Origin of the sequence: Vibrio lentus, from assembly GCF_030409755.1 — a bacterium.
GTDB lineage: Bacteria > Pseudomonadota > Gammaproteobacteria > Enterobacterales > Vibrionaceae > Vibrio > Vibrio lentus.
Genome location: NZ_JAUFQE010000002.1, coordinates 2,725,541 through 2,750,822, shown reverse-complemented (window position 1 = coordinate 2,750,822; position 25,282 = coordinate 2,725,541). Strand labels below are relative to the sequence as shown.

At 45.7% G+C, this 25,282-nt stretch carries 25 protein-coding genes and 1 pseudogene; 18 read left to right on the top strand and 8 right to left on the bottom strand.

Annotated elements, in window-relative coordinates:
* The first annotated feature begins 261 nt into the window (after nt 1-261).
* The 6 genes from QWZ07_RS20875 to QWZ07_RS20850 all read left to right on the top strand — a co-directional run bounded on the left by QWZ07_RS20875 (nt 262) and on the right by QWZ07_RS20850 (nt 8,970).
* Nucleotides 262-2,856, top strand: a complete 2,595-nt coding sequence (locus tag QWZ07_RS20875) for an ExeM/NucH family extracellular endonuclease (protein WP_192853353.1) — start codon at nt 262-264, stop codon at nt 2,854-2,856.
* 188 nt (nt 2,857-3,044) lie between these two features.
* Nucleotides 3,045-3,623: an aminodeoxychorismate/anthranilate synthase component II gene (locus tag QWZ07_RS20870; protein ID WP_192853354.1), complete on the top strand. Its 579-nt coding sequence runs from the start codon at nt 3,045-3,047 to the stop codon at nt 3,621-3,623.
* Between the two features lie 465 nt (nt 3,624-4,088).
* Nucleotides 4,089-5,300 carry an aspartate aminotransferase family protein gene (locus QWZ07_RS20865; protein WP_012604934.1) on the top strand — a complete coding sequence of 404 codons (1,212 nt, stop codon included), beginning with the start codon at nt 4,089-4,091 and terminating at the stop codon, nt 5,298-5,300.
* Between the two features lie 107 nt (nt 5,301-5,407).
* Nucleotides 5,408-6,427, top strand: coding sequence for an arginine N-succinyltransferase (astA, locus tag QWZ07_RS20860; RefSeq protein WP_009848917.1), 1,020 nt, complete (start codon nt 5,408-5,410; stop codon nt 6,425-6,427).
* 39 nt (nt 6,428-6,466) lie between these two features.
* Nucleotides 6,467-7,924, top strand: coding sequence for a succinylglutamate-semialdehyde dehydrogenase (gene astD, locus QWZ07_RS20855; protein ID WP_192853355.1), 1,458 nt, complete (start codon nt 6,467-6,469; stop codon nt 7,922-7,924).
* Between the two features lie 254 nt (nt 7,925-8,178).
* A complete protein-coding gene (locus QWZ07_RS20850) occupies nt 8,179-8,970 on the top strand; it encodes a DUF1338 domain-containing protein (RefSeq protein WP_192853356.1) in 792 nt (263 codons plus the stop codon).
* A gap of 191 nt (nt 8,971-9,161) precedes the next feature.
* Here the strand turns inward: QWZ07_RS20850 and crp are convergent, their stop codons facing one another.
* The 6 genes from crp to QWZ07_RS20820 form a co-directional block, all read right to left on the bottom strand.
* Complete coding sequence (gene crp, locus QWZ07_RS20845; RefSeq protein WP_004729651.1) at nt 9,162-9,794, bottom strand: cAMP-activated global transcriptional regulator CRP; 633 nt, start codon at nt 9,792-9,794, stop codon at nt 9,162-9,164.
* A 241-nt stretch (nt 9,795-10,035) separates the two neighbouring features.
* Complete coding sequence (locus QWZ07_RS20840) at nt 10,036-10,905, bottom strand: phosphoribulokinase (protein WP_004729650.1); 870 nt, start codon at nt 10,903-10,905, stop codon at nt 10,036-10,038.
* A 77-nt stretch (nt 10,906-10,982) separates the two neighbouring features.
* A complete protein-coding gene (locus QWZ07_RS20835) occupies nt 10,983-11,195 on the bottom strand; it encodes a YheU family protein (RefSeq protein ID WP_004729649.1) in 213 nt (70 codons plus the stop codon).
* A 109-nt stretch (nt 11,196-11,304) separates the two neighbouring features.
* Nucleotides 11,305-12,372, bottom strand: coding sequence for a hydrolase (locus QWZ07_RS20830; protein ID WP_192853357.1), 1,068 nt, complete (start codon nt 12,370-12,372; stop codon nt 11,305-11,307).
* A gap of 204 nt (nt 12,373-12,576) precedes the next feature.
* Nucleotides 12,577-13,047 carry a TIGR02444 family protein gene (locus tag QWZ07_RS20825; RefSeq protein WP_192853358.1) on the bottom strand — a complete coding sequence of 157 codons (471 nt, stop codon included), beginning with the start codon at nt 13,045-13,047 and terminating at the stop codon, nt 12,577-12,579.
* Nucleotides 13,044-14,966, bottom strand: a complete 1,923-nt coding sequence (locus QWZ07_RS20820; RefSeq protein ID WP_017108555.1) for an ABC transporter ATP-binding protein — start codon at nt 14,964-14,966, stop codon at nt 13,044-13,046. The genes QWZ07_RS20825 and QWZ07_RS20820 overlap by 4 nt, the downstream gene beginning before the upstream one ends.
* 173 nt (nt 14,967-15,139) lie before the next feature.
* Between QWZ07_RS20820 and kefG the strand changes: the two genes are divergently transcribed.
* The 5 genes and pseudogenes from kefG (at nt 15,140) to QWZ07_RS20795 (ending at nt 19,799) form a co-directional block, all read left to right on the top strand.
* Entirely contained in the window at nt 15,140-15,724 is a 585-nt protein-coding gene (kefG, locus tag QWZ07_RS20815) for a glutathione-regulated potassium-efflux system ancillary protein KefG (RefSeq protein WP_017104663.1), read from the top strand.
* Nucleotides 15,711-17,560, top strand: a pseudogene (gene kefB / locus QWZ07_RS20810) (glutathione-regulated potassium-efflux system protein KefB). Before kefG ends, kefB begins: the two are co-directional and overlap by 14 nt.
* 146 nt (nt 17,561-17,706) lie before the next feature.
* Nucleotides 17,707-17,907 carry a YheV family putative zinc ribbon protein gene (locus QWZ07_RS20805; RefSeq protein ID WP_020477226.1) on the top strand — a complete coding sequence of 67 codons (201 nt, stop codon included), beginning with the start codon at nt 17,707-17,709 and terminating at the stop codon, nt 17,905-17,907.
* A 94-nt stretch (nt 17,908-18,001) separates the two neighbouring features.
* Nucleotides 18,002-18,598 (top strand): peptidylprolyl isomerase, encoded by a 597-nt coding sequence (gene slyD, locus QWZ07_RS20800; RefSeq protein WP_017104666.1) that lies wholly within the window; start codon nt 18,002-18,004, stop codon nt 18,596-18,598.
* Between the two features lie 235 nt (nt 18,599-18,833).
* A complete protein-coding gene (locus QWZ07_RS20795) occupies nt 18,834-19,799 on the top strand; it encodes an isoaspartyl peptidase/L-asparaginase family protein (RefSeq protein WP_192853359.1) in 966 nt (321 codons plus the stop codon).
* Between the two features lie 185 nt (nt 19,800-19,984).
* Here the strand turns inward: QWZ07_RS20795 and QWZ07_RS20790 are convergent, their stop codons facing one another.
* Entirely contained in the window at nt 19,985-20,212 is a 228-nt protein-coding gene (locus QWZ07_RS20790; protein WP_004729640.1) for a SlyX family protein, read from the bottom strand.
* Nucleotides 20,213-20,217: 5 nt separating this feature from the next.
* The gene (locus QWZ07_RS20785; RefSeq protein ID WP_029223204.1) at nt 20,218-21,195 is read right to left on the bottom strand and encodes a WD40 repeat domain-containing protein; all 978 of its coding nucleotides are present in this window, start codon (nt 21,193-21,195) and stop codon (nt 20,218-20,220) included.
* 131 nt (nt 21,196-21,326) lie between these two features.
* Here QWZ07_RS20785 and fkpA point away from each other — a divergent pair, with 131 nt between their 5' ends.
* The 7 genes from fkpA (at nt 21,327) to rpsG (ending at nt 25,197) form a co-directional block, all read left to right on the top strand.
* Nucleotides 21,327-22,103 carry an FKBP-type peptidyl-prolyl cis-trans isomerase gene (fkpA, locus tag QWZ07_RS20780; RefSeq protein WP_004729852.1) on the top strand — a complete coding sequence of 259 codons (777 nt, stop codon included), beginning with the start codon at nt 21,327-21,329 and terminating at the stop codon, nt 22,101-22,103.
* 218 nt (nt 22,104-22,321) lie between these two features.
* Nucleotides 22,322-23,047 carry a helix-turn-helix transcriptional regulator gene (locus tag QWZ07_RS20775; RefSeq protein ID WP_004729851.1) on the top strand — a complete coding sequence of 242 codons (726 nt, stop codon included), beginning with the start codon at nt 22,322-22,324 and terminating at the stop codon, nt 23,045-23,047.
* Complete coding sequence (gene tusD, locus QWZ07_RS20770; protein WP_017077634.1) at nt 23,041-23,430, top strand: sulfurtransferase complex subunit TusD; 390 nt, start codon at nt 23,041-23,043, stop codon at nt 23,428-23,430. The genes QWZ07_RS20775 and tusD overlap by 7 nt, the downstream gene beginning before the upstream one ends.
* Nucleotides 23,427-23,783, top strand: coding sequence for a sulfurtransferase complex subunit TusC (gene tusC / locus QWZ07_RS20765; RefSeq protein WP_192853360.1), 357 nt, complete (start codon nt 23,427-23,429; stop codon nt 23,781-23,783). Before tusD ends, tusC begins: the two co-directional genes overlap by 4 nt.
* Before the next feature lie 8 nt (nt 23,784-23,791).
* Nucleotides 23,792-24,067: a sulfurtransferase complex subunit TusB gene (gene tusB / locus QWZ07_RS20760; RefSeq protein WP_192853361.1), complete on the top strand. Its 276-nt coding sequence runs from the start codon at nt 23,792-23,794 to the stop codon at nt 24,065-24,067.
* 181 nt (nt 24,068-24,248) lie between these two features.
* On the top strand, nt 24,249-24,623 hold the full coding sequence (gene rpsL, locus QWZ07_RS20755; protein ID WP_012604917.1) for a 30S ribosomal protein S12: 375 nt from the start codon (nt 24,249-24,251) through the stop codon (nt 24,621-24,623).
* A gap of 103 nt (nt 24,624-24,726) precedes the next feature.
* Nucleotides 24,727-25,197, top strand: a complete 471-nt coding sequence (gene rpsG, locus QWZ07_RS20750) for a 30S ribosomal protein S7 (protein ID WP_017073678.1) — start codon at nt 24,727-24,729, stop codon at nt 25,195-25,197.
* Nucleotides 25,198-25,282: the final 85 nt, after the last annotated feature.

Here is a 25,282-nt window from a genome sequence, read left to right as displayed (position 1 = left end):
TTATCTAGCTAACATATTCATAATATTAATGCTGTGCAGATGATCCTGTTAATGGGTCTTTAAGTTTATAAAATTCAGCTCATTTCTATTTGTGTTGGAAATATATAACGTGCCAAACAATTGATGATTCCAAAGTGATAAGTTCCTCATTTTCTTGCCAACTGACTTATTCCTTTCATAAATAAACCTGATAGTTACCACAAAATACATGACTGCCCATAGATGGCAGTGACTATAAATCAATGTACTCAGGTGAAACGGATGGCTCTTTTACACAAACCTTCATTGCTAGCAGTGGCAATTGGTAGCTTGCTAACGGCAAGTGCACACGCTGATTTGTTTATTTCACAATATGTGGAAGGCGGCAGCTACAACAAAGCGGTTGAGATTGCCAATAACGGCGATAGCAGCATGAATTTAGATGGTTATTCACTGGCTAAGTCAGCGAACGGCAACGGATCATGGGGTGCCACTTTACCTTTGGATGGCCACGTTTTAGCGCCCGGTGAAGTACTTGTAGTCGCACATTCTAGTGCGAGTGATGAGATTAAAGCTAAAGCTGACATCATTAATGCTTCTATCGCTAATCATAACGGTGACGACCCGTTGGCTATCTTGAATTCAGATGGTTCGGTACATGATGTTGTTGGTTTGATGGGCGATGTGGACTGGGGCAAAGATGTTACTTTGGTTCGTGCGACACAAACACCTTCGGCGACGTTTGATGCTTCGCAATGGGTATCGCTACCAAAAGACAACATTGAAGGGCTAGGTTCACTAGACAGTGTTGAACTGCCAGAAGCGTTCACTTGTACACAGGATGGCTCTGCCCCAGTATTCACCACCATTCAAGAGATCCAAGGTGAGGGCGCAACATCGCCGTTCATTGATGGTTACCCGTACATCACCGACGATGAGTATTTCGTAAAAGGTGTGGTTAGCGCAGTGACTACGGGCATAACCAAAGGTTTCTACCTGCAAGCACTTGATGACGACTTCAATTCAAGCACTTCTGAAGGCCTATTTATTCACACCAATCAATCTAGCTCAGAGCTGGCTGCGGGCGATGTGGTGTGTGTGAAAGGTAAGGTTCAAGAATACTACAGCCATACTCAGCTTAAAGTTGAAAACAACCAATGGCTAAAACAGGGCGAGCAACAAGCGCTTGAAGCAATGGCGATTGAAGCTCTAGACAGTGATGAAAACTTCGCTGCAACGCTTGAACGCTACGAAGGTATGTTGGTGAAAACGACGGAAGCGCTTGATATGCGTGTCACTCGTACCTTTGGTTATGACTACGCAGGTCGTCGTAACAACATGGTACTGGCGCATGAGCGTATTAACATGCAACCGAACCAGCTTTTCGCTGCAGGTTCTGAAGACGCGAAACAACAAACGGAAGATAACGCAGACCGTCGTCTTTTCGTTGAAACCGATCAAAAAGCGGCTGACGGACAAGTACCTTTCTACCCAGACTTTGGCCGCACCGATATCGACCAAGATGGTTCGACGGAAGACTACATCCGTATCGATGACACCATTGTTGGCCTAGAAGGCGTGCTGACTTACAGCTACGGCGAGTATCGCTTAGTGACAACCAACCAGATCTCGGCTGAGAACTTTGTACGTAATGACCCACGTACTGACAAACCTGATATGGATGAAGGTGATCTACGTATCGCGACTTTCAATGTCTTGAACTACTTTAACTCTCCATTTGGTGGCGATGCGAATCAGCATGGTAACAACCGTGGCGCGAACACCATGACTGAGTTTGAGATGCAACAAGAGAAGATTGTGAATGCGATTCTTCGCTTAGACGCTGACATTATTGGTTTGATGGAAATTGAGAATAACGGCTTTGGTGAAGGCTCTGCCATTCAGCAGCTTGTTAACCAACTGAATGACCGCATTGAGCGCAAGAAAGACCGCTATACCTTTGTGGCTGTCGACTCGAACGAAGATGGCGTGACCGACGAGATGGACTCGATTGGTACTGATGTCATTACAACGGGCGTTATCTACCGTAAGAAAGTGGTTAAGCTTAAAGACAGTCGTGTTATCGCGATGCCAAGCCAACAAGCGCCAGAAGTGTTAGATGATTCTGGCAAGGTGATTGAAGACGGTAAGAACTATCAACGCGACTCGTTGGCGCCAACCTTTAAAGTTAAGGGCACCAAAGAGAAACTCACCGTAGCGATCAACCACTTTAAGTCGAAAGGTTCTAAGTGTTGGGAAGATGCTGCACCGGTTGAGCAGGGCGGTCAAGGTGGCGTTGATGCCGATAAGCAAGGTTCATGTGAGAACTTCCGTGTTGCTGCGGCAGTTGCATTAGGTGAAGCGCTAGACGGCATCAAAGGCCATAAAGTGATTCTGGGTGATATGAACTCGTACGGCATGGAAGACCCAATGCTGGTACTGACGGATTACTCTGAAGAGAAATACGGTAAGCAAATCAAAGCGGCGCGTAACACTTACATTGACGGCGTTGAGCAGTTTGGTGACAGCGGTGCGGTAATTACTAAGAACTACGGCTACATTAATGCTGTGGCTCAAAAGCACCCAGACAGCTGGAGCTACTCATACAATGATGAAGTCGGTGCCTTGGATCATTTGTTGATCAGTGACAGCCTGAAAGATAGAGTAGTTGATGCGACCGATTGGCACATCAATGGTGGTGAGTCGACGTTGTTTGACTACAACGAAGAGTTCAAAGGTGACCTACCTAAGTATCAAGATCACTTCCGTTCATCGGATCATGATCCTGCTGTTCTTGAACTGCGAGTAGGCGGTTCATTTGGCTTCGGTGCACTGATGTCATTGTTTGGCTTAGCAATGTGGCGTCGTCGCAAGTAGCGACATCGTTAACCATGTAAGCCAGCTGATTCAGGTAACTGAAAGTTATCTGTAAACAATTAAGGTCAACTTAGGTTGGCCTTAATTATTGGCGAAATGCAGTTTCCACTTGCCTTTCGCCATGGGTATTGCACAATACCGCCCCTATATCTCCCAATCATTTAGTATTTAGCAAACGATTTCGACCCATGTTACTTATCATCGATAACTACGACTCTTTTACCTATAACTTGTATCAGTATTTCTGTGAGTTAGGGGTCACTGTGAAAGTTGTTCGCAACGATGAGATTGATATTGCGGGTATTGAAGCGCTAAAGCCTAGTCACCTTGTTATCTCGCCGGGCCCGTGTGCGCCCGATGATGCGGGAATCTCTCTACAAGTCATTGAACACTTCGTGGGTAAGTTGCCTATCTTAGGTGTGTGCCTTGGTCATCAAGCCATTGCTCAAGTCTTTGGTGGTGAAGTAGTGCGAGCCAGACAAGTGATGCACGGTAAAACCTCTCCAATCCGCCACAATGGCAAGAGCGTTTTTCAAGGGCTTAATAACCCTCTAACCGTGACACGTTACCATTCTCTAGTAGTGAAAAATGGCACGCTACCTGATTGCTTTGAATTGACCTCTTGGACGGAATTCGAAGATGGCAGCATGGATGAGATCATGGGTTATCAACACAAAACCTTGCCGATTGATGCGGTGCAATTTCACCCTGAGTCGATTAAAACAGAGCAAGGACACCAGCTTCTCGCTAACTTCCTAGCACGCTGAGTGTTTAAATTTGACTCTTTCTCCGTCTAAATAAGCCAGTTGAACCTGTTAGCCCATTCGTTAAGCGTTTAAATTCGGGCGCTACGCGCCTCTTACTCCTCTGACGCCGATCACTTTTTATAACATTTCTCTCTCTTCAGGCTAAGTTTTTGGCCTATGCAAAATTATTCGCCTTATTTCGTCTCGAACCCTATATACCGCAATGCCAGTAAGGCTTTGCTATTACTGGTTATGCGTTTAGGTAAAAAAAGCTTCATAAAACAGATTAATTGATGCATAAATAGTCATAGGTAGTGACGTTTAGCTGGCTGTTAGGGATGGCTAAAGAATAATCTACTATTGAAAACGTTAATTAAATGTAAATATAATGCTGCAGCGGGATTATGGCGAGAGAAAATATCTTTGTCTCACTTATGAACCAGTACGCTTATTTGCGAAGCTTGCGGTATCGAGAAGGAATGTACGATGACAGTGGAAAAAAAAGTAGAACGTAGTCTGTTTAATGAGGTGATGGTGCCTTGTTATAACCCAATGGAAATGATCCCAGTAAAAGGGGAAGGCGCACGCGTTTGGGACCAACAAGGCCGAGAGTATATCGACTTTGCTGGTGGTATCGCTGTGAGCTGTTTGGGTCACTGTCACCCAGCAATGGTTAACGCAGTTACTGAGCAAGCAAACAAGATTTGGCATTTAAGTAATGTAATGACCAATGAACCTGCACTGCGTCTAGCGAAGAAGCTAACAGACGTATGTTTTGCAGAAAAAGTATTCTTTGCCAACTCTGGTGCTGAAGCGAACGAAGCCGCATTGAAGCTAGCTCGTCGTTGGGCAGCGGATGTTCACGGTCCTGAGAAATCTGAAATCATTGCATTCAAACAAGGTTTCCACGGTCGTACTTTCTTTACCGTAACGGTGGGTGGTCAAGAGGCTTACTCTGATGGCTTCGGTCCTAAACCGGGCGATGTAACTCACCTGCCTTACAACGATATTGCAGCGCTAGAAGCGCACATCTCAGATCGCACATGTGCAATCATGATGGAACCTCTACAAGGCGAGGGCGGTATCATCTCTCCAACATCTGAGTTCGTGAACACGGTTCGTGAACTGTGTGACAAACACAATGCGCTGCTTATCTTTGATGAAGTGCAAACAGGTAATGGCCGTACAGGTAACTTTTACGCTTACCAAGGTCTAGGTGTAACACCTGATATCCTAAGCACTGCGAAATCACTAGGTGGTGGTTTCCCTATCGGTGCAATGCTAACAACATCTGAGCTTGCGACGCACCTAAAAGTCGGTACGCACGGTTCTACTTACGGTGGTAACCCACTGGCGTGTGCCGTTGCTGAAGCAGTTGTTGACGTAGTAAGCCAACCTGAAACGTTGGCTGGCGTGAAAGAACGCGAAGCACTATTCCGTGATGGTTTAGCTAAGATTAACGACAAATACCAAATATTCAGTGAAGTTCGCGGTAAAGGCCTATTGCTAGGCGCTGCGCTTAATGAAGCATGGCAAGGTCGTGCTCGTGATGTATTGGTAGCAGCAGGCGAACAAGGCTTGATGGTACTGGTTGCGGGTGCAAACGTGGTTCGTTTCACGCCATCACTGGTTATCACTACACAAGAAATTGAAGAAGGTTTATCAAAACTAGACAAAGCAATCGCTACGCTAGTTTAGCCTGAGCGGCGTCATAGGAATGATCGCCATTAGAGCGATCCCATGACGTACTGCTAAAGGCCCAAGCTTCTGGTTTTGGGCCTGTTTTGCATCTGGAGGGAATATTGATGCTAGTTGTTCGCCCAATAAAATTATCTGATTACGATGCGCTGCATACCTGCGCGGTTGAATCTGGTCACGGATTCACATCTCTTCCGGTTAACGAAGAACTGTTAACTAACCGAATTACTCACTCTGAATACAGCTTTGCCAAACAAGACGTGACTGAACCCGGTGATGAAGGCTACCTAATGGTTGGCTTCGACACTGAAACGGGAGAAGTTGCAGGCACCACAGGCATCGAAGCCTCAATTGGCTGGGATGTTCCGTTTTACTCTTACCACATCAGCAAAGTGGTTCACTCATCGCAAAAGCTTGGCGTGAATAACGTCGTGAAACTACTGACTTTCGGCAATAACTACACCGGATGCAGTGAGATCTGCACACTGTTCTTGCGTCCAGCTTTCCGTGGTGGATTGAATGGTCGTTTGATGTCGAAGTGTCGCTTCCTGATCATGTCAGAGCACCCAGAGCGTTTCTCGAAAACGATTTTTGCTGAGATGCGTGGTGTATCGGATGCGGAAGGTAACTCACCTTTCTGGCAATGGCTGCAAGAGCACTTCTTCTCAATTGATTTCACGCTTGCAGATTACCTAACTGGTATTGGTAAGAAAGGCTTCATTGCTGACCTAATGCCGAAGCTGCCTATCTACGTGAACCTACTGAGCAAAGAAGCTCAGGCGGTGATTGGAGAGGTACATGATAATACACGCCCTGCACTTAAGTTGTTGGAACGTGAAGGTTTCACTAACCGTGGTTATGTCGACATCTTTGATGCAGGCCCAACGGTTGAGTGTGATTTAAGAAACATTGAATCAGTGCGTCATGCGATTCGAGCTCAGGTTCAAATTGCAGAGCACTCCAGCTCTAAAGACTTCCTAATTGGTAATACCTCGTTTGAGAACTTCCGCGCAGTAGCCGCGAAAGGCGCGTATGACCAAGCAAGCGACACAGTGATTTTATCATCTGAAGTAGCAAGCGCTCTTGAAGTAAAAGAAGGCGAATTCGTTCGCATGTTGGCTCAATAAGAGCGGCGATTATCTGTCGAAGATTTTAAGGATAGAAGTATGACTCAGTGGATAGCAGGACAGTGGGTGGCAGGTCAAGGCGACGCCATGACATCAGTAAGCCCATACAACAATGAAGTGGTGTGGCAAGGCGATAGTGCAACACCAGCGCAGGTTGAATCTGCAGTAGCAGCGGCTCGTGATGCGTTCTTAGTTTGGAAGAAACTGAGCTTTGCAGAGCGTGAAGCGATCGTGTTGAACTTTGCTGAGAAAGTAAAAGAGAACAGCGAAGAGATAGCACAGATTATTGCAAAAGAGACAGGTAAACCGATTTGGGAAACTCGTACTGAAGCGGGCGCGATGGCGGGCAAGATCGCTATCTCTATTCGTGCATACCACGAACGTACTGGTGAAGCTTCACGTGAAGCGACAGGTAACCAAATCGTACTGCGTCATCGTCCATTAGGCGTTATGGCGGTATTTGGTCCTTACAACTTCCCAGGTCACCTACCTAACGGTCATATTGTTCCAGCACTGCTATCGGGTAATACCGTGGTATTTAAGCCGTCAGAGCAGACACCTTGGACAGGTGAGTTTGCGATGAAGCTATGGCAAGAAGCTGGCCTTCCTGCTGGCGTGATCAACCTAGTGCAAGGCGCTAAAGAGACAGGTATCGCACTAGCCGATGCTAAAGGTCTTGATGGCGTGCTATTCACGGGTAGTGCTAATACCGGTCATATCCTTCACCGTCAATTCGCAGGTCAACCGGGCAAGATGCTGGCGCTAGAGATGGGTGGCAACAACCCTATGGTGATCAGTGACCAATTTGGTGATGCTGACGCGACGGTTTATACCATTATTCAATCAGCCTTCATCAGTGCAGGTCAACGTTGTACGTGTGCTCGTCGCTTGTATGTTCCTGTTGGCGAGAAGGGCGATCAACTGCTCGATAAGCTTGTTGCGGCTACCTTGAAGATTCGTGTTGATCAGCCATTCGCTGAGCCAGCACCCTTCATGGGACCACAGATCTCTGAAGCGGCGGCTAAGTTCATTTTGGACGCGCAAGCTAATCTGCAATCACTAGGTGGTGTAAGCCTAGTTGAAGCAAAAGCGGGCGAAGCGGCGTTTGTTTCTCCGGGTATTATCGATGCAACCAACATTGCTGAGTTGCCAGATGAAGAGTACTTCGGCCCATTGCTGCAAGTGGTTCGCTACCAATCGCTAGAGCAAGCCGTTGAGCTGGCTAATGACACGCGCTTTGGTTTGTCGGCGGGTCTTGTATCAACAGATGATTCTGAATGGGAATACTTCGTTGACCATATCCGTGCGGGTATTGTTAACCGTAACCGCCAGCTAACAGGCGCAAGTGGTGATGCACCATTTGGCGGCCCGGGTGCTTCAGGCAACCTACGCCCAAGTGCTTACTACGCGGCTGACTACTGTGCTTACCCTATGGCTTCAATGGAAGGTGGTGAAACTCAACTGCCAGCTACGTTTAGCCCAGGTATTGAGCTGTAGTTTTGGCTTTTAAGCTTTAACTTGATGAATCATAAGCTTATGAGCTCTAGGTTCATGAGTAACAGATTCATTGATTGTGTAATAAGGAAGCGGTGTTATCGCTTCCTCTTTTCACCCACGTCCGACACCTCGATTGGGCGGTAGATAATAATAGAACAAGTATGTCACAGGCTGATGGCTGCTGACTCTATGTCCAGCCTCTCCCTTTCTAATCCAAATTACTAGCTTGCTAGAACCTCTGACAAGGAGTCACCATGACGCCCGATCTACTCTTTAAATCACTATGGGACGATTACATTCACAGGCTTTGTCCATCGGCAGAGAAAGTGCATCACTTGCTGAAAGAAGACGAAGCGCTGATTAATGATCACATTGCACTGCGTACTTTCAATGTTGCACCGCTAGGTATTGAAACATTGGCTAAACCTTTCCTTGAGTTAGGTTACAAGGCGTGTGGCGATTACTTATTTGAGAGCAAGAAGCTAGTGGCTAAGCACTACGAGCACCCAGATCCAAACCAACCAAAAGTGTTCATTAGTGAGTTGAAGGTAGAAGAGTGTTCAAGTGGCTTACAACAGATCGTTGCTAAGTTGGTTGAGCAAGTGGACGCAAGTAAGCTTCAAGGTCATGAATTCTTGTTTGGTGGTCGTCTTTGGGATTTGAGCTTCGCAGATTTCCAAGTGCTAGCAAAAGAGAGTGAATACGCTTCTTGGCTAGCGGCTCATGGTTACGGTGCAAACCACTTTACGGTGAGCGTTAATCAACTCGACACTTTTGATGAAGTTCAGGCAGTAAATGATTACCTGAGCGAATCAGGATTCACGATCAATGCATCTGGCGGCGAGGTGAAAGGCTCTCCAGAGGTCTTATTAGAGCAATCATCAACAATGGCAGATAAAGTCCCAGTTTCATTTGTTGAAGGCAATGAGATGATTCCTGGTGGCTTCTATGAGTTCGCTAAGCGTTATGCGATGGCCAATGGTGAGCTTTATACCGGATTTGTCGCGGCATCAGCTGACAAAATCTTTGAAAGCACCAACGGTTAAAGAAAGATACGAGCACGGGCTTTGCCCTAGAGATGCGGGTACGCTCCGCTTCGAGAGTGTTTACGTTTGGAAGTTGTAAGTGTCCCATTCGCATCTCGCATCTCGCATCTGCTCTCTAGATCTTTAGAAAACAAAAAAGCCACCAAATTTGCATTTGGTGGCTTTCAAATTTTTGGCTCAATTAATCGAGATTAACGAGTGCCGTATACCACGATAGTCTTACCGTGTGCAGAAATTAGGTTCTGCTCTTCAAGCATCTTCAAGATACGACCTACGGTCTCACGAGAACAACCAACGATCTGGCCAATCTCTTGACGAGTGATCTTGATTTGCATGCCGTCAGGGTGAGTCATTGCATCTGGCTGTTTCGCTAGGTTAAGTAGCGTTTGAGCGATACGACCGGTAACGTCAAGGAACGCTAAGTCACCAACTTTTTGGCTAGTTACTTGTAGACGGTTTGCCATTTGCGCTGAAAGGCGCATCAGGATATCTGGGTTCACTTGGATAAGTTGACGGAATTTCTTGAAAGAAATTTCAGCTACTTCACAAGGAGATTTAGCACGAACCCACGCAGTACGCTCTTGGTCTTCTTCGAAAAGTCCAAGTTCACCGATGAAGTCGCCTTGGTTTAGGTAAGAAAGAATCATTTCCTTACCTTCTTCGTCTTTGATAAGAACAGCCACAGAACCTTTAACGATGTAGTACAAGGTTTCTGCCTTTTCACCAGCATGAATCAAAGTACTTTTTGAAGGGTACTTATGAATATGACAGTGTGAAAGGAACCACTCTAATGTTGGATCGGTTTGAGGTTTACCTAGAACCATAATATCTCACTTCCTCTGCAGGGTATGCTTGCCGCTTTCCGTATTTTAGCTAAGCCTGAATTGACTCAGTTAGGATAAGAGCACTCGTTGAGTGCTGCAAGCTATCTTGTGTTTCGTTTAAGAATAGTATCCTTTTTCAGGTACTATTTCTTGATTTTAATCGTGACCAAGCTACGATTTTTTACGCAAAATTGTGCACATGATCACGGTATGAAAAGTAATCAACCAGAATGTCGTTTTGTTAACCTATTTTTCCGGTTTCGATTAGTTGTTGTAGAATTGGCCTTACAATGAGCTCCATAGCAAAACTCATCTTGCCTCCTGGCACCACGAGCGTGTTATGACGTGACATAAATGAGCCATCAATCATAGCCAAAAGGTAAGGGAAATCGACGTTTTTGATGCCGCGCAAACGTATAACTACGAAGCTTTCGTCTAAACTTGGAATCCCTTTGGCGTTCAGTGGATTCGATGTATCTACGGTAGGGACACGCTGAAAGTTGATATGAGTGCGCGAAAACTGCGGGGTAATGTAGTTAAGGTAATCATCCATTGAACGAACAATAGAATCCATCACCGCTTCGCGAGAGTGCCCACGATCGCGTGTGTCACGAACGAATTTCTGGATCCACTCCAAGTTTACGATAGGTACCATGCCGATAAGCAGATCGACGTGTTGCGAGACGTTAATGTCGCCATCGACTACGCCACCATGAAGGCCTTCGTAGAACATCACATCCGAGTTTTCAGGGATCTCTTGCCATGGCGTAAAGGTGCCGGGCATTTGGTTGTAAGGAACGGCTTCATCGAAGGTATGTAGATAGCTACGGACTTTACCCGTGCCTTCATTTCCGTATTGACGGAAGAACTCTTCTAATGCGCCAAAATCGTTAGCCTGTGGACCAAAGTAGCTGATGTGCTTACCTTGCTCGCGCGCCTTACGGATCTCGACATCCATCTCTGGTCGAGTGAAGCGATGGAAACTATCCCCTTCAACCCAAGCTGCCTTCACGTCCATCATATTGAACATTTTACGGAAGGCTTCTGAGGTAGTGGTGGTGCCGGCTCCAGATGAACCCGTCACCGCAATAATTGGATGTTTAGCGGACATGACAACCCTTGTCTTTTGAGTAACTTACTTGTTAGCAATCGTTTACCACTATAACACGGCTCCTTTATGAGCGCAGCTTAGAAGCGTTTTGTGACTTGAATATCAACGGTTTCATGCAGCTCAGAAAACACGATACTGACTTCCTTTGAGGCTAATTGATGTTTCACTTGGTCAATCTTGTTTTGCAGTGAAACCTCTACGTCACCGTAGTCTGTGCCTTCACGCAGCACGAATTCTTTAATGAGGTTTTCTAGCGTTTCTGGTGCGATGTCTTGCCATGGGATGATCATAAATACTTCTCTCTTTTATGTTCATGGATATGTTCATAAATAGGTTTATTGATGTGTTGATTAGTGTGTCTAGCGACGCCTATCACTCAGCCCTTAAAAGGCTCGGCCATTATGCCGAATCTTGAATACTTTCATAGTAGGCGGGTAATGCTTCTTCTAACCAAAACCTTGGTTTGAGCGTGCTACCAGTAATGAACCCCACATGGCCGCCTTTTTGAAACAGACGATAATCGATGTTGTCAGGTAGAACGAATTTTGGAATCACATCATCGGTCATGAAAGGGTCATCTTTCGCATGAATGATCTGAGTCGGTAGCTTAATCCGATTTAACTTCGGCAAAGCAGAGCATTGAGCATAGTAATCTTGTGCATTCTTGAAGCCGTGCAGAGGCGCAGTGATTCGCTCATCAAACTCATACAGCTTATCGATCTTCTTGATGCTTTCTGCTGAGATGCCAATCTTCTCTTGCAGCAGCTTATGTTTCTTCAATGCATTCGATTTCAAAGAGTTGAGCAGGTACTTTTTATAGAGTTTGGAGAAGCCTTGTTCAATACGACTTGAACAACAAGCAAGGTCAAAGGGGGCTGAAACAATCGTCGCCGCTGAGATTAACGGATCATCAGCATAGTCGGCGAGATAATTAGCCAACATGTTGCCGCCTAGCGAGATCCCAACCGCAACCTTAGGGTTATTGGGAAACCTTGAATGCAGATGCCTTAAAAAGAAGCGCGCATCTTCGACCTCTCCAGAATGGTAAGCACGAGCTAAGCGATTCGGCTTTCCGCTGCAACCTCTGAAGTGCATCATCACGGACAACCAACCATCCTTAGCAAACGCATTCATCAGTCCATTGGCGTAAGGGCTCTCAAAGCTCCCCTCTAATCCATGGAATAAGATGAAGATGGGCTTATTGCTTTGTTTGTCGGAGCTTGGTTTGTCAGATCTTTGATTATCAGAGCTTGGGTTGTCATTACTCAAGTTGTCACTATTGGATTCGTCACCATTGGAGCTGTCACCATCGGGTGATTCGCTCCATGCAAGGTCGAGAAAGTCACCATCGGGTGTTTCTAAGGTTTGCCATTGAGGAGCAAACAACGCCTGCTTTCTAATAAACCTAGGTACCAAGGTCTGTAGGTGAGGATTTGATAAACCAGCAGCAGCGGTAAATATTGTCATAAAACAGTCCATGCTTATTTATGGGCTTTGAAAAGTGTTGAGCTTTTAGTGAAACGCCCACGTTTTTATTTGAGCTTGGTTGATTCTCGGCATAAGCGCAAGGGTTTCACAGAGACGAGCTACAAAAACACGCCATGAGTAACTGATTGAATAATATCGAGGTTAAGCTTGGATCTAGACGGAATAAAAGGGAAAGGTAACGAGTTAAGGCTGAGGGGCTGGTTCAGAAAAAGCATCATAGAGGTTTTCTGCGCCGAGTAGCCGACAATACTCAAATGCGAGTGGCGATTGTTGATTGCAGGAGAGATGCAGAGAGTTGATGCAGTCGACGAGATCAGATTGCTGTTGCTTCTCTAGCTGCAGCTCAAATTGGAGTGCTTCGCGGTAGAGAGAATCGATAACTTGAGGTTTGAGGTGCTTACGCAGCTCTCGATAGCTGTGAAGAAGAGTTTCAGAGCGGCTCAAGCACTGTTGAACTTTATGCCACTCTTCTTCAGCAAAAGACAATTGCTGCTCATCAAGCCATTTGAGAAGCAGCAGTAGATTGACGTTGCCGTGGAACTGGTTTTGCAAAGCTAAGCACGCATCCTTTACACCGCGCACACTGTAATACTGAAGGCTAAATTGCCATAGTCGTTCCAGTGTTAGTGATGTCGAGGCGTGCTCTGGGCTCATAAGCTATCCATTTCCTGTTCCATTTGCTCAAGCTCTTCTTGAGTGGACATCCAATCCATTTCAACTTCTTCTAGCTGTGACTTACTGCTCGCTTGCAGAGCGAGTACTTTATTCAGTTTAGCCTTATTTTCAGCTTCATAAAGTGAAGTGTCAGATAATTGCTGTTCAGCCTCTTCAAGATCAAGCGTCAACTTATCCATTTTCTTTTCAAACTGAGTCAATTGTTTGCGAATAGGCGCGGTCAGTTTTCTGAACTCGGCTTCTTTACGTTTTTGTTCTTTCTTCGATGCCGCACTGTTCGCGCTGTCTTTGGCTGGAGCTAACGCTTGCGCTTCTTTACGTTCAATTTTTTGCTGTTCAGTCAGCCATTTATAGTAATCGTCAAGATCACCATCAAACGGCGCAACCTGACGGTCGTGTACTAGGTACAAGTCATCGGTGGTTGCACGCAGTAAGTAACGGTCGTGCGATACGATAACCATCGCACCTTCAAACGTTTGCAGTGCGAAGGTCAGCGCCTGACGCATGTCGAGATCCAAGTGGTTGGTTGGTTCATCGAGTAATAATAGATTTGGCTTTTGCCATACCAGCAGAGCCAGTACCAATCGTGCTTTTTCACCACCCGAAAACGGAGCCACTTTATCGAGTGCTTTTTCACCTTGGAAGCCAAAGCTGCCGAGATAATCTCGCAGTTGTTGTTCGGTGTGTTTAGGCGCAATCTGCATCATGTGTTGCAGTGGCGTTTCTTCTGGATGCAGCGTCTCTAATTGATGCTGAGCGAAGTAACCCATCTTAACGCCTTGCGAATAGCTCAGCTCACCACCTTGCTGTTTCAGTTCGCCTGAAAGCAGCTTGATCAGTGTCGACTTACCCGCACCGTTTCGACCCAGTAGACCGATACGGCTACCCGGAACAAGGTTAAGGCGAATCTTTTCTAGAATCAGGTTGTCGTCGTAACCGGCCGATACCTCATCCATCATCATGATTGGGTTCGGCAACGCGTCCGGCTCTCTAAATTCAAAGCTGAATGGATTGTCAAATTGAGCGGGTAGCACTTGTTCCATTTTCTCAAGCGCTTTAATACGACTTTGCGCTTGGCGAGCCTTTGAAGCTTTGTAGCGGAAACGGTCAATGTAGCTCTGCATGTGAGACATTTGCTTCTGCTGCTTTTGGAACATCGCTTGTTGCAGGATCAGTTTTTGAGCACGTTGAGTCTCAAACGACGAGTAGTTACCGGTGTATTCGTTAAGCTGTTGGTTCTCAACATGCACGATGCGGTTGACGATCGGGTCTAAGAAGTCTCTATCGTGCGAGATAAGAACCAGTGTGCCAGGGTAGTTTTGTAGCCAGCGCTCTAGCCACATCACAGCATCTAAGTCTAAGTGGTTGGTTGGTTCATCGAGCAGCAGTAAGTCACTGCGACATAGAAGGGCTTGCGCTAAGTTCAAACGCATACGCCAACCACCCGAAAATTGGGTCAGGTTCCATGTCATTTGCTCTTGGCGAAAACCAAGGCCATCCAGTAATTCAGCTGCTCGTGAATTGATGGTGTAACCACCAATGGTTTCAATCTTGCCGTGTATCTCTGCTACCAATGTACCGTTGTCGGCTTGTTCTGCTTTCGCCAGTTGCTCTTCAAGGCCACGATATTCTCTGTCACCATCAATTACATACTCAATGGCTTTTCTTTCTAATGCAGGGGTTTCTTGTGCAACCCAAGCCATTTCCCAGTGAGCGGGTTTACTGAATGAACCGGCATCAATCGATAGCTCGTCTTTAATTAAGGCGAACAGCGTAGATTTACCACAGCCATTTTTACCGACTAAACCGACTTTGTCGCCAGGATGAAGGGTTGCAGATGCTTGGTCGAGAAGTGGCTTACCGCCGCGTAGCAATTGAATGTCAGAGAAAGTAATCATATAGAGGTAGCATAGAAATTAGAGGTGAACAGACGCCTGCATAGTAGGCTGAATCCAGATAAAAGTCGATCACAATGCAATTTGCGTTATGATGCCAATAACATATTAATAACTTTTGCTTAAATTCTTGTGGCCTTGCCACCGTTTAGCTCTAAAAGGAATGTTTCAAAGGAATGAGTAATACTCCCTCGACACAAAAAGCTGTGCCAAAGGTGCTAGTGATCTACGCACACCCTGAGCCACAAACCTCTATTGCCAATCAAATGATGGTTAAAAAGATAGAGTCGCTTGGGCATGTCAAAATCCATGATCTCTACGCGACGTATCCTGATTTCTTTATTGATGTGCCTTATGAGCATGAACTACTGCTTCAGTATGATGTGATTGTCTTCCAACACCCTTTGTTTATGTATTCATGCCCATCGCTACTGAAAGAGTGGTTTGACCGAGTATTAGGCAAAGGTTTTGCGTTTGGTGAGCAGAGTGCCCTTAAGGGAAAACACTGGCGCAGTGTGATCACGACTGGTGGTAAAGAAGAGGCGTTTGGAGAGGCAGGCTATAATAAATATCCATTACAAGAGATTTTGCAGCCATTCGAGTTAACCGCCGCTTTGTGTCAGATGCACTGGATGTCACCTTTGGTTTTACACTGGGCAAGAAACGTCTCGGACATGACGCGTTACCAACACGCGGAAGCTTATCGAAATTGGTTGCGAGACCCGCTACAAGATATAGGAGCGAATGATGGCTCTGACTAACGATTTTCTACAAAGTAGCGTTATTTTTTTAGCGGCTGCTGTGGTCGCGGTTCCTATCGCGCAGCGAGCTGGCCTAGGCTCAGTACTCGGCTATCTATTAGCTGGCGTGGCGATTGGCCCTTGGGGGCTTGGTTTAATCAGCGATGTCGAAGCGATTCTGCATTTCTCCGAGTTTGGGGTGGTACTGCTGCTCTTTCTGATTGGTTTAGAGCTTAACCCTAAAAAATTGTGGCAGATGCGGGCGCCTATTCTTGGGTTGGGTGGCGCGCAAGTGTTGATCACCACTCTGATTATTACCGCCATCGCCTGTCTGTTCGGATTAACTTGGCAAACTAGCCTGGTAATAGGTATGGGTTTAGCGCTGTCTTCGACAGCCATCGCCTTGCGCGTTATTGAAGAGCGAGAGCTCGGTGGTAAAGAAGCGGGGCAGTCAGGCTTTGCCGTCTTACTTTTTCAGGATATTGCCGTAATCCCAATGTTGGCGATGCTGCCTTTGCTCGCGGGTAATACCGGTGGCAGTTGGGCGGACATGCTTTGGATGCTGGGCGGTGTGATTGGCTTGCTTGTCGGTGGTCACTTCTTGTTGAGACCACTATTCCGATATGTAGTCATGAGCGGTGTTCGTGAGTTGTCTTGTTGAGACCACTATTCCGATATGTAGTCATGAGCGGTGTTCGTGAGTTGTTCACGGTTGCAGCGCTGTTATTGGTGATTGGTATTGCCGTTATCATGCAGCAGATTGGTTTGTCGATGGCATTAGGTACTTTCTTGGCGGGCGTACTTCTGGCTGAAAGTGAATATCGACACGAGCTTGAGATCGCGATTGACCCATTCAAAGGGTTACTGCTTGGTCTGTTCTTTATCTCTGTGGGGATGGCGGTAAACCTAGGTTTATTGGCAGAAAGCCCATTCGCAATACTTATCGCGGTGTCGTCTCTGGTCGTATTGAAGGGCTTGGTGTTGTATGCGCTGGCTCGTATCTTCGGCACTCAAGCTAAAGCGCGCAGCCGAATGGCGATGATTCTCAGCCAAGGTGGTGAGTTTGCCTTCGTTATTTTTACCGCAGCGAGTGCACAAGGCATCTTAAGCGGCGACCAAGTGTCGTTCTTACTGGTTGTTGTGAGCCTTTCTATGGTGACCACGCCATTGATGCTTAAGCTGCAAGATCGCTTCTTTGCTCGTCAACTCAATCAAATCAGTGAAAACGCGATGTCTTCGGATGTGGTTGATCGTAGCCCTCGAGTGATTATTGCGGGCTTTGGTCGTTTCGGTCAGATCATTGGTCGTCTGATGTATGCCAATAAGATTCGTATCACTGTCCTTGAAAGTGATGCCAGCCAAATACACATCCTTAGAAAGTTCGGTTACAAGGTGTTCTACGGTGATTCTACTCACCTTGAATTATTAAGAGCTGCGGGAGCTGATAAGGCAGAAGCCATTGTGTTGTGTACCGACTCTCCCGATGAAATCATGAAGACCGTGGATTTATGTAAGCAGCATTTCCCACAATTGAAAATTTTAGCGCGTGCTCGAAGCCGTGTTGAAGCGTATCAATTACTTAACCATGGTGTGAGTAACTACTCGCGTGAAACCTTCCTTGGGGCATTAGATTTGGGTCGTCAAACATTGACCGAACTTGGCATGCATCCATATAAAGCGAAGCGAGCAGAAGCACACTTTAGGAAATTGGATAATGGTATGCTGAAAGAGTTACTTCCTCAGCATAATGAAGATGCCGAGTTAGCCCAGCGAGCGAAAGAGGCTCGTAAAGAGCTCGAAGAGATTTTTGGACACGAGATGGAAAACGATCACCAATCTCGAAATTACTGGCAATAGTCTGGAGTGAATAGCTCTTCAGAACTTAAAATCCAGATATTATAATCAACAACAATACACCCTAATAATAAACGCGGTCTCTACAGAGTCTTTAACTCAGAGATGAATAGAAGAACTGCGAATCCAGAGTAGTAAAGGATATGAACGTGAAACAGAAAAAACGCTTTATCGCTGGGGCGAGCTGCCCAAGCTGTAGTACTCAAGACACACTCCGTTGGTGGGTTGAAAATAATATCGAGCTGGTGGAATGCGTCGATTGTGACTTTACCGAGCAGCGTAAACCGAAAACTGTAGAGAAATCTGAACACGCAAATCAAGAAATGATCGGTATTTTTAAGCCAGAATGATTGAGTTTCGTTAATTGATCCCCATAATATCCCGGTACAGAATTTTTCCTAAGCTCAACTGTTCGAGCTTAGTCCAAACCTCCTTGGAGCTCTCATGAAAATTGAAAAGAACGTAGTAGTTAGTGTTGCATATCAAGTGAAACTTGAAGATGGCGTAGTAGTTGACCAATCAACTGCAGAAGCTCCACTAGATTACCTTCACGGTCACAACAACCTAATTACAGGTCTTGAAAAAGAGCTTGAAGGCAAAGTAGCTGGCGACAAGTTCTCAGCAACTGTTACTCCAGAAGACGCATACGGCGATCACAACGATGACCTAGTTCAACGTGTTCCTGCTGACGTGTTCCAAGGTGTTGAGCAAATCGAAGTTGGCATGCGTTTCCTAGCGGATACTGACCAAGGTCCAATCCCAGTTGAAGTTACTGAAGTAGACGGCGACGAAGTTGTTGTTGATGGTAACCACATGCTTGCTGGCCAAACTCTAACGTTTGACGTTGAAGTTGTAGCGGTTCGTGAAGCGACTGAAGAAGAAGTTCAGCACGGTCACGTACACCAAGAAGGCGGCTGTGGTAGCCACGGTCACGACCATGATCACGACCACGAAGGCGGTTGTTGTGGTGGCGAAGGCCATGACCACGGCGAAGAGAAAAAAGACGGCTGCTGCGGCGGCGGTAGCTGTGGTTCTCACTAATACCGAATTAACGGTTTAGTTTAAGAATACTGAAAGCCTCCCTTGCGGAGGCTTTTTTCGTTTAGGAACTGAGCTTTCTGAGCTGGCTTTTAATCTATCGAGCTCTGTATCCGTAAATCTAAGCATCCGCAAATCTAAGCATTCGTAAAAAGTTTGGTTTTCGCTATCAGACATCAAACCTTGGATGTGGTATTGATAGCACAACATTATAAGACGACGTCAGTGGAGAGTTCGCATGTCACAGCCTTTTTCAATTGCCATTCATGGTGGTGCAGGCACCATCTTACGAGAACAAATGAGCGATGAATTAAAAACGGGTATTACCGAGGCTTTGGAAAAGTCTGTTTTGGCCGGTTATCAAGTGTTGCAATCGGGTGGTGATGCTCTGGATGCGGTGGTTGCATCGGTTAAAGTGATGGAAGACAGTCCGCATTTTAATGCTGGTAAAGGTTCTGTTCTGACTCATGATGAATTTGTGGAGATGGATGCTTCTGTGATGCACGGTCGTGAAATGGATGCGGGGGCTATTGCCGGTGTCCGTCATATTAAAAACCCGATAGAGCTGGCACGTGACGTGATGATTAAAAGCGACCACGTGTTACTGATTGGTGAAGGTGCCGAGAAGTTTGCGTTTGAGCATGAGTACACCTTTACCGAGCAAGACTACTTCTTTACTGAGCGCCGCTATGATCAACTTCAGTCGATGAAAGAGAAAGGCATCTTTGCTCTGTCTGAAGCGAAATATGATGAAGAGCAAGCTGAGAAATACCCAGATGACAAAAAGTACGGCACGGTTGGTGCGGTGGCGTTAGACCAAGCAGGTAATTTAGCAGCCGCAACCAGCACTGGTGGCGTAACCAATAAGAAATACGGCCGTGTGGGAGATTCTCCAATCATCGGTGCAGGCACTGTGGCTGAAAATGGCAACGTGGCCGTTTCAACAACAGGTATGGGGGAGTTCTTCCTTAGAAAGATGGTTGCCAGTGATGTGGCGGCAAGAATGCGTTATCTCAAGGAAGATGTGCATACGGCTTGTGAACACATCATTCAAGGTGAACTGAAAACCATGGGTGGCGAAGGCGGTTTGATTGCTATCGATGGCCAAGGTGATATTCATTTCGGTATGAACAGTTCAGGAATGTATCGCGCGAGTGTTGATACGAACGGCTGCGTGGAAGTGAAAATTTATGCCGACGACTAATAAGCTTGTATTGGCTTAACTGGTTTTAGTTGAATTAGCGCAGATTAAACAAACAAAAGGGCGACAGATAAGCATCTGTCGCCCTTTTGGTTTTCTATGTCCCGCCCTGAAATGTGTTTACACATCGAGGACGAGAGACTAACGATATGCGTCGCTAGAATTAATTCGTTATCTTTAAACCGCACTTAATAGTGTGGAGGTGGCGTCTCTTCTGATGCATCAGCGAGGTTTGAGCCATCCATATTTTTCACTTTACCTACCACGAACTTCATTTGATCTTGCATTCTCGTGATCAACATCTGTTGTTGGCTAAGCGCTTCATTGAGTTCTTCAATGGTTTGTTCTTGGAAAGCCAACTGACATTCTAGGTCATTCACGCGGCTTTCTAGTTGTTCAATTCGCTTTTCTGTCATCGTTCTTAATCCACATTCCAAGCTTGGGCGATGCCCGCAGAGGTGCCCGATATAACACGGTTCTTTTCATCAAAGGCTGCATCATACACTACCGCGCGGGGAGGGCGAGCATCTTTTAATGGCTCAGCATCGTGACGAGAAATTCGTTTTCCATCTTGAGTATTCCACACGCTCACTTGGCTTGATGGCGTACCTGTCACCAACATACTGCCGTCGTCAGAAAAGCGAGCACTGGAGAATATCAGCTGTCGAGACCAGCTCTGCAATTGCGCTTGAGGTTCACCCGTTTCTAGATCCCAAATCATCGCTTGGTTACCGCCATCGGAAGTAAAAGCCAATTCTCCATCCCGTTGTAGTGCAACTCGTACTACTCTTTGTTCATGCTCGAAAGTACGTAACACCAAGCCTGATTCGGTATCCCAAAGGTAAGCTTTGTAGTCGTTACCACCCGATAATGCGTAGCGCCCATTCGAAGAGAGGGAGACGGAATTAACTTTTTCTCGGTGAGCGAGGAACTCCAGACGGCGTCCGGTGACTAAGTCCACATAGATGGCTTTGCCGTTAGACAGGCCAAGTAAGACTTTTTCACCATTGCTGGATATATCGACATCGCGAATCAAGCCATCGGAAATAGACCATAGCCCTTCAGCTTGAGTCCAAGATAGGTCCCAAACGGCGAAATTCATCTGACTGGCGGTAATCGCAAAGCGACCATTGTCAGAGATGCGGATACGCGATATTTGGTTTTCTGATTGGTCTTGCGGGCCGAGTTGAGCGAGCTCTTTGTTTTGGTCTAAGTCCCAGAGCAGTAAGTGTTTTTGTTGAGAGTAGAGTAGGGCGAAGCGTCCATCTCTGCTTAGGGCAAAGCTGGTGGCACCATTGGGTTCAATTTCCCAACGTTGCTCATCATCTTGGAAGAAAAAACATCCATTTAACAAGGTGATGACAATTGCACATAGCAATGAATGGAAAAATATTTGCATCACGTCTAATAATCCGGTTTTTGTCGAAAGACATATGACTAGTATATTGTTATAACTAACGTATTCACACCAATCTAATCATTAGATTTGTGCACAATAACCAATGGCTTGGCCATTAATTGGAGAATTCAATGAAATCAGTTTTAAAAGTATCACTGCTTGCCGCAACGGTTATGCTAGCAGTTGGTTGTCAGAAAGAAGAACCAAAGGCAGAAGCTCCACAGGTAGAAGAAGCTAAAGTTGCAGCAGTAAACTTTAAAACAGAAGACGACAAAGCGGCATACGCAATCGGTGTATCTTTCGCGAACTACCTAAGCACAAGCATTGATAAGCCAAGCGAGCTAGGCATCAACCTAGACAAAGATATGGTTCTTCAAGGTATTGAAGACGTATTTGCAGAAAAAACTGCACTGAACGAAGAAGAGACTCGCGCTGCACTTGAAGCTCTAGACAAGCGTGTTGCTGAAACAATGCAAGCACAAGCGGCAGAGAAATCAGCTGAAGTGAAGAAAGCGGGTGATGACTTCCGCGCTGAGTTCGCTAAGACTGAAGGCGTGAAGCAAACTGAATCTGGCCTACTTTACCAAGTAATGACAGCTGGCGAAGGCGCATCTCCAAAAGACACTGATACAGTTCAAGTACACTACAAAGGTACGCTAACAGACGGTACTCAGTTTGACAGCTCTTACGATCGTGGCGAACCAGCAACATTCCCACTAAACCGCGTAATCCCAGGTTGGACTGAAGGCGTACAACTGATGCAAGTTGGTTCTAAGTACAAATTCGTAATCCCGCCAGAGCTAGCATACGGTGAGCAAGACACACCGACTATCCCAGCTAACTCAACACTAGTATTTGAAGTTGAGCTACTGAAAATCGATAACGCTGAAGCAGCTCCTGCTCAGTAATATCGAACGAAAGTATCGAATGAATATTTCGTATTAAAATTCGTGGATTGAATAAAAAGCCTAACGTTGAGTTGGGCTTTTTTTTTGCTTTTTAAATGAGTATTTGATTTTTAAAGTTGTTCTAAATCACTAGTTGCAATGTTAGCTAGGTGTGCAATTAAAATTTTCTGATAAACTTACATAAATTTGTTGATTTTTCACACGAAGGTAAGGAATAAGTGACTACTACAGAAACAGTCAATGCGGATGTGTTACTTGAAATGGAATCAGTCCACGTCATGCCATTCAGTGAACACGATAAAATTATCTTAAGATCTTATGAGGCCGTGGTTGACGGTATTGCGAGTCTTATCGGTCCGTTTTGTGAAATCGTTTTACACTCTTTAGAAGACCTCAATACTTCTGCGATTAAAATTGCCAACGGCGAAAATACAGGTCGTCAGGTTGGTTCGCCGATCACCGATCTTGCATTAAAGATGCTGAAAGATATTGAAGGTTCTAAGCGTAACTTCTCACGTTCATACTTTACTCGTGCTAAAGGCGGAGTATTGATGAAGTCGATCACGGTTGCTATCCGCAATGGTGAAGACCGAGTGATTGGCTTGTTGTGTATTAACGTCAACCTAGATGCGCCATTCTCACAAGTACTGCAATCTTTCATGCCTACGCAAGATGCGGACGAAGCTGCATCATCAGTAAACTTTGCAAGTGATGTGGAAGAGCTTGTCGACCAAACGGTTGAACGCACCATTGAAGAAATCAATGCAGACAAATCAGTATCGAACAATACTAAGAACCGTCAAATCGTGATGGAGCTTTACGACAAAGGTATTTTCGATATTAAAGACGCGATTAACCGTGTAGCTGAGCGATTGAATATCTCTAAGCACACCGTTTACTTATACATCCGTCAACGCAAAACAGAGGATGAAGAGGGTTGTTAAGCTACACACTCCTAGTTAATGGGCCGGTTTACGGCTCACAATCCGCAAGAAGTGCTTATCAGTTTGCCGTGGCTCTATTGAAACAGGGCCACAAACTCCACAGTGTGTTCTTCTATCAAGATGGTGTCAGCAATGGCTCTGGCATTACTGTGCCTGCTAATGATGAATTTGACTTGGCTTCCGCTTGGCAAAAACTGGCGGATGAGCACAATGTTAGCCTAGAGACATGTGTGGCTGCTGCGCTCAGACGCGGAGTGATCAGCACGGACGAAGCTACACAACATCAATTGAGTGCCTCTAACTTGGCGGCTGGGTTTACCCAAGCTGGGTTAGGGAGCTTATCTGAAGCACTTTTAACGCAAGATAGGGTTGTGCAGTTTTGAGCAAATTGGCCTTTGTATTTAACACTTTTCCTCATACTACGGCTGCGGGTAGGGAAGGGCTAGACGCACTGCTAGCGGCTTCAGCCTATAGTGAAGACATTACCGTATTCTTTGTCGGTGATGGCGTTACACAGCTTCTCAAGGCTCAACAGCCAGATGAATCCCTATCACGTGACTATATTTCTGCATTCAAGCTCATGGATCTCTACGACATCGAGCAGGTTTACGTGTGTCAACATAGCCTCAATCAGTTCGGCCTCTCGATAGATAACTTGTTGATCGATGTGACTGCGCTAGAAGTGAGTGAGTTGACGCAGAAGTTAGCTCAGACCCAAAAAATACTGACTTTCTAGGGAACGTTATGCTTCATATTGTAAAATCAGTAGATAAACTCAAGCTTGCATTGGCGTACTCGCAACAGCAGGATCATATCCTTTTGGTTGAAGATGCGGTGTATGTTTGCCTTCCAAATCATGAGTTATTCAATCAAATCTCAACCGTTGAACATGTGTCGGTATTAAAAACAGATCTCGATAGCCGAGGTTTACAACAACTTGCTTCAAGTACTCTGAATCAAGTGGACTTCGATGGCTTCGTCAAATTGACGGTTTTGAACGACAAATCAGTCACTTGGTAGCTGTGTTTTATCAGTATGGTTAAAAAAAGACCATCCTGAGCTCTAGACGGCTAAAAAAGATCTGTATATTTCTTGACACACATCCCACTGCTGAATAGAATTTTGCGTCCCTATTTACACTATGTGTAATAGGGCTAGATTTTTCATCAAGCTTACTTTCAAGTAAATCAGGAGCTAGTTAATGGCAACTATTAACCAGTTGGTACGTACTCCTCGTGTAAAGCAGGTTGTTAAAAGCAACGTGCCTGCACTAGAAGCGTGCCCACAAAAACGTGGTGTATGTACTCGCGTATATACTACTACTCCAAAAAAACCGAACTCAGCACTACGTAAAGTATGTCGTGTTCGTCTAACTAACGGCTTTGAAGTTACTTCATACATCGGCGGCGAAGGTCATAACCTTCAAGAACACAGTGTTGTTCTTATCCGTGGTGGTCGTGTTAAAGATTTACCAGGTGTGCGTTACCACACTGTTCGCGGTGCACTTGACTGTGCAGGCGTTAACGACCGTAAGAAAGGTCGTTCTAAGTATGGTGTGAAACGTCCTAAGTCTTAATGCGTCTTTTTTTAAAAGAAAGCGTTAAGTAAGGCCAAACACTATTTATTTATTATTCTGAAAAGTTTTGGAAAAAACCTGAAGAAGACAACGGAGAAATTCCATGCCACGTCGTCGCGTAATAGGCCAGCGTAAGATCCTTCCAGATCCTAAGTTCAAATCTGAACTGCTGGCAAAATTCGTTAACATCCTTATGGTTGACGGAAAAAAATCTACTGCAGAGAAGATTGTTTACACTGCACTAGAAACTATGGCTGAGAAATCTGGTAAAGATCACTTAGCTGTATTTGAAGAAGCTCTTGAAAATGTTCGCCCAGCGGTAGAAGTTAAATCTCGCCGTGTGGGTGGTTCAACTTACCAAGTACCTGTAGAAGTTCGTCCGGTTCGCCGTAACGCTCTTGCTATGCGTTGGGTAGTTGAAGCTGCGCGTAAGCGTGGTGAAAAATCTATGGCTCAACGCCTAGCTGCTGAAATGCTAGACGCGTCTGAGAACAAAGGTACTGCGGTTAAGAAACGTGAAGACGTTCACCGCATGGCTGACGCAAACAAAGCGTTCGCACATTACCGCTGGTAATACCTTTTCAGTGCTGCAAGGTTCCTTGCAGCACTTCTTTAGTTCCTATGCTTATGCTAGGAACTATTGCTATTTCTAGGGCAAA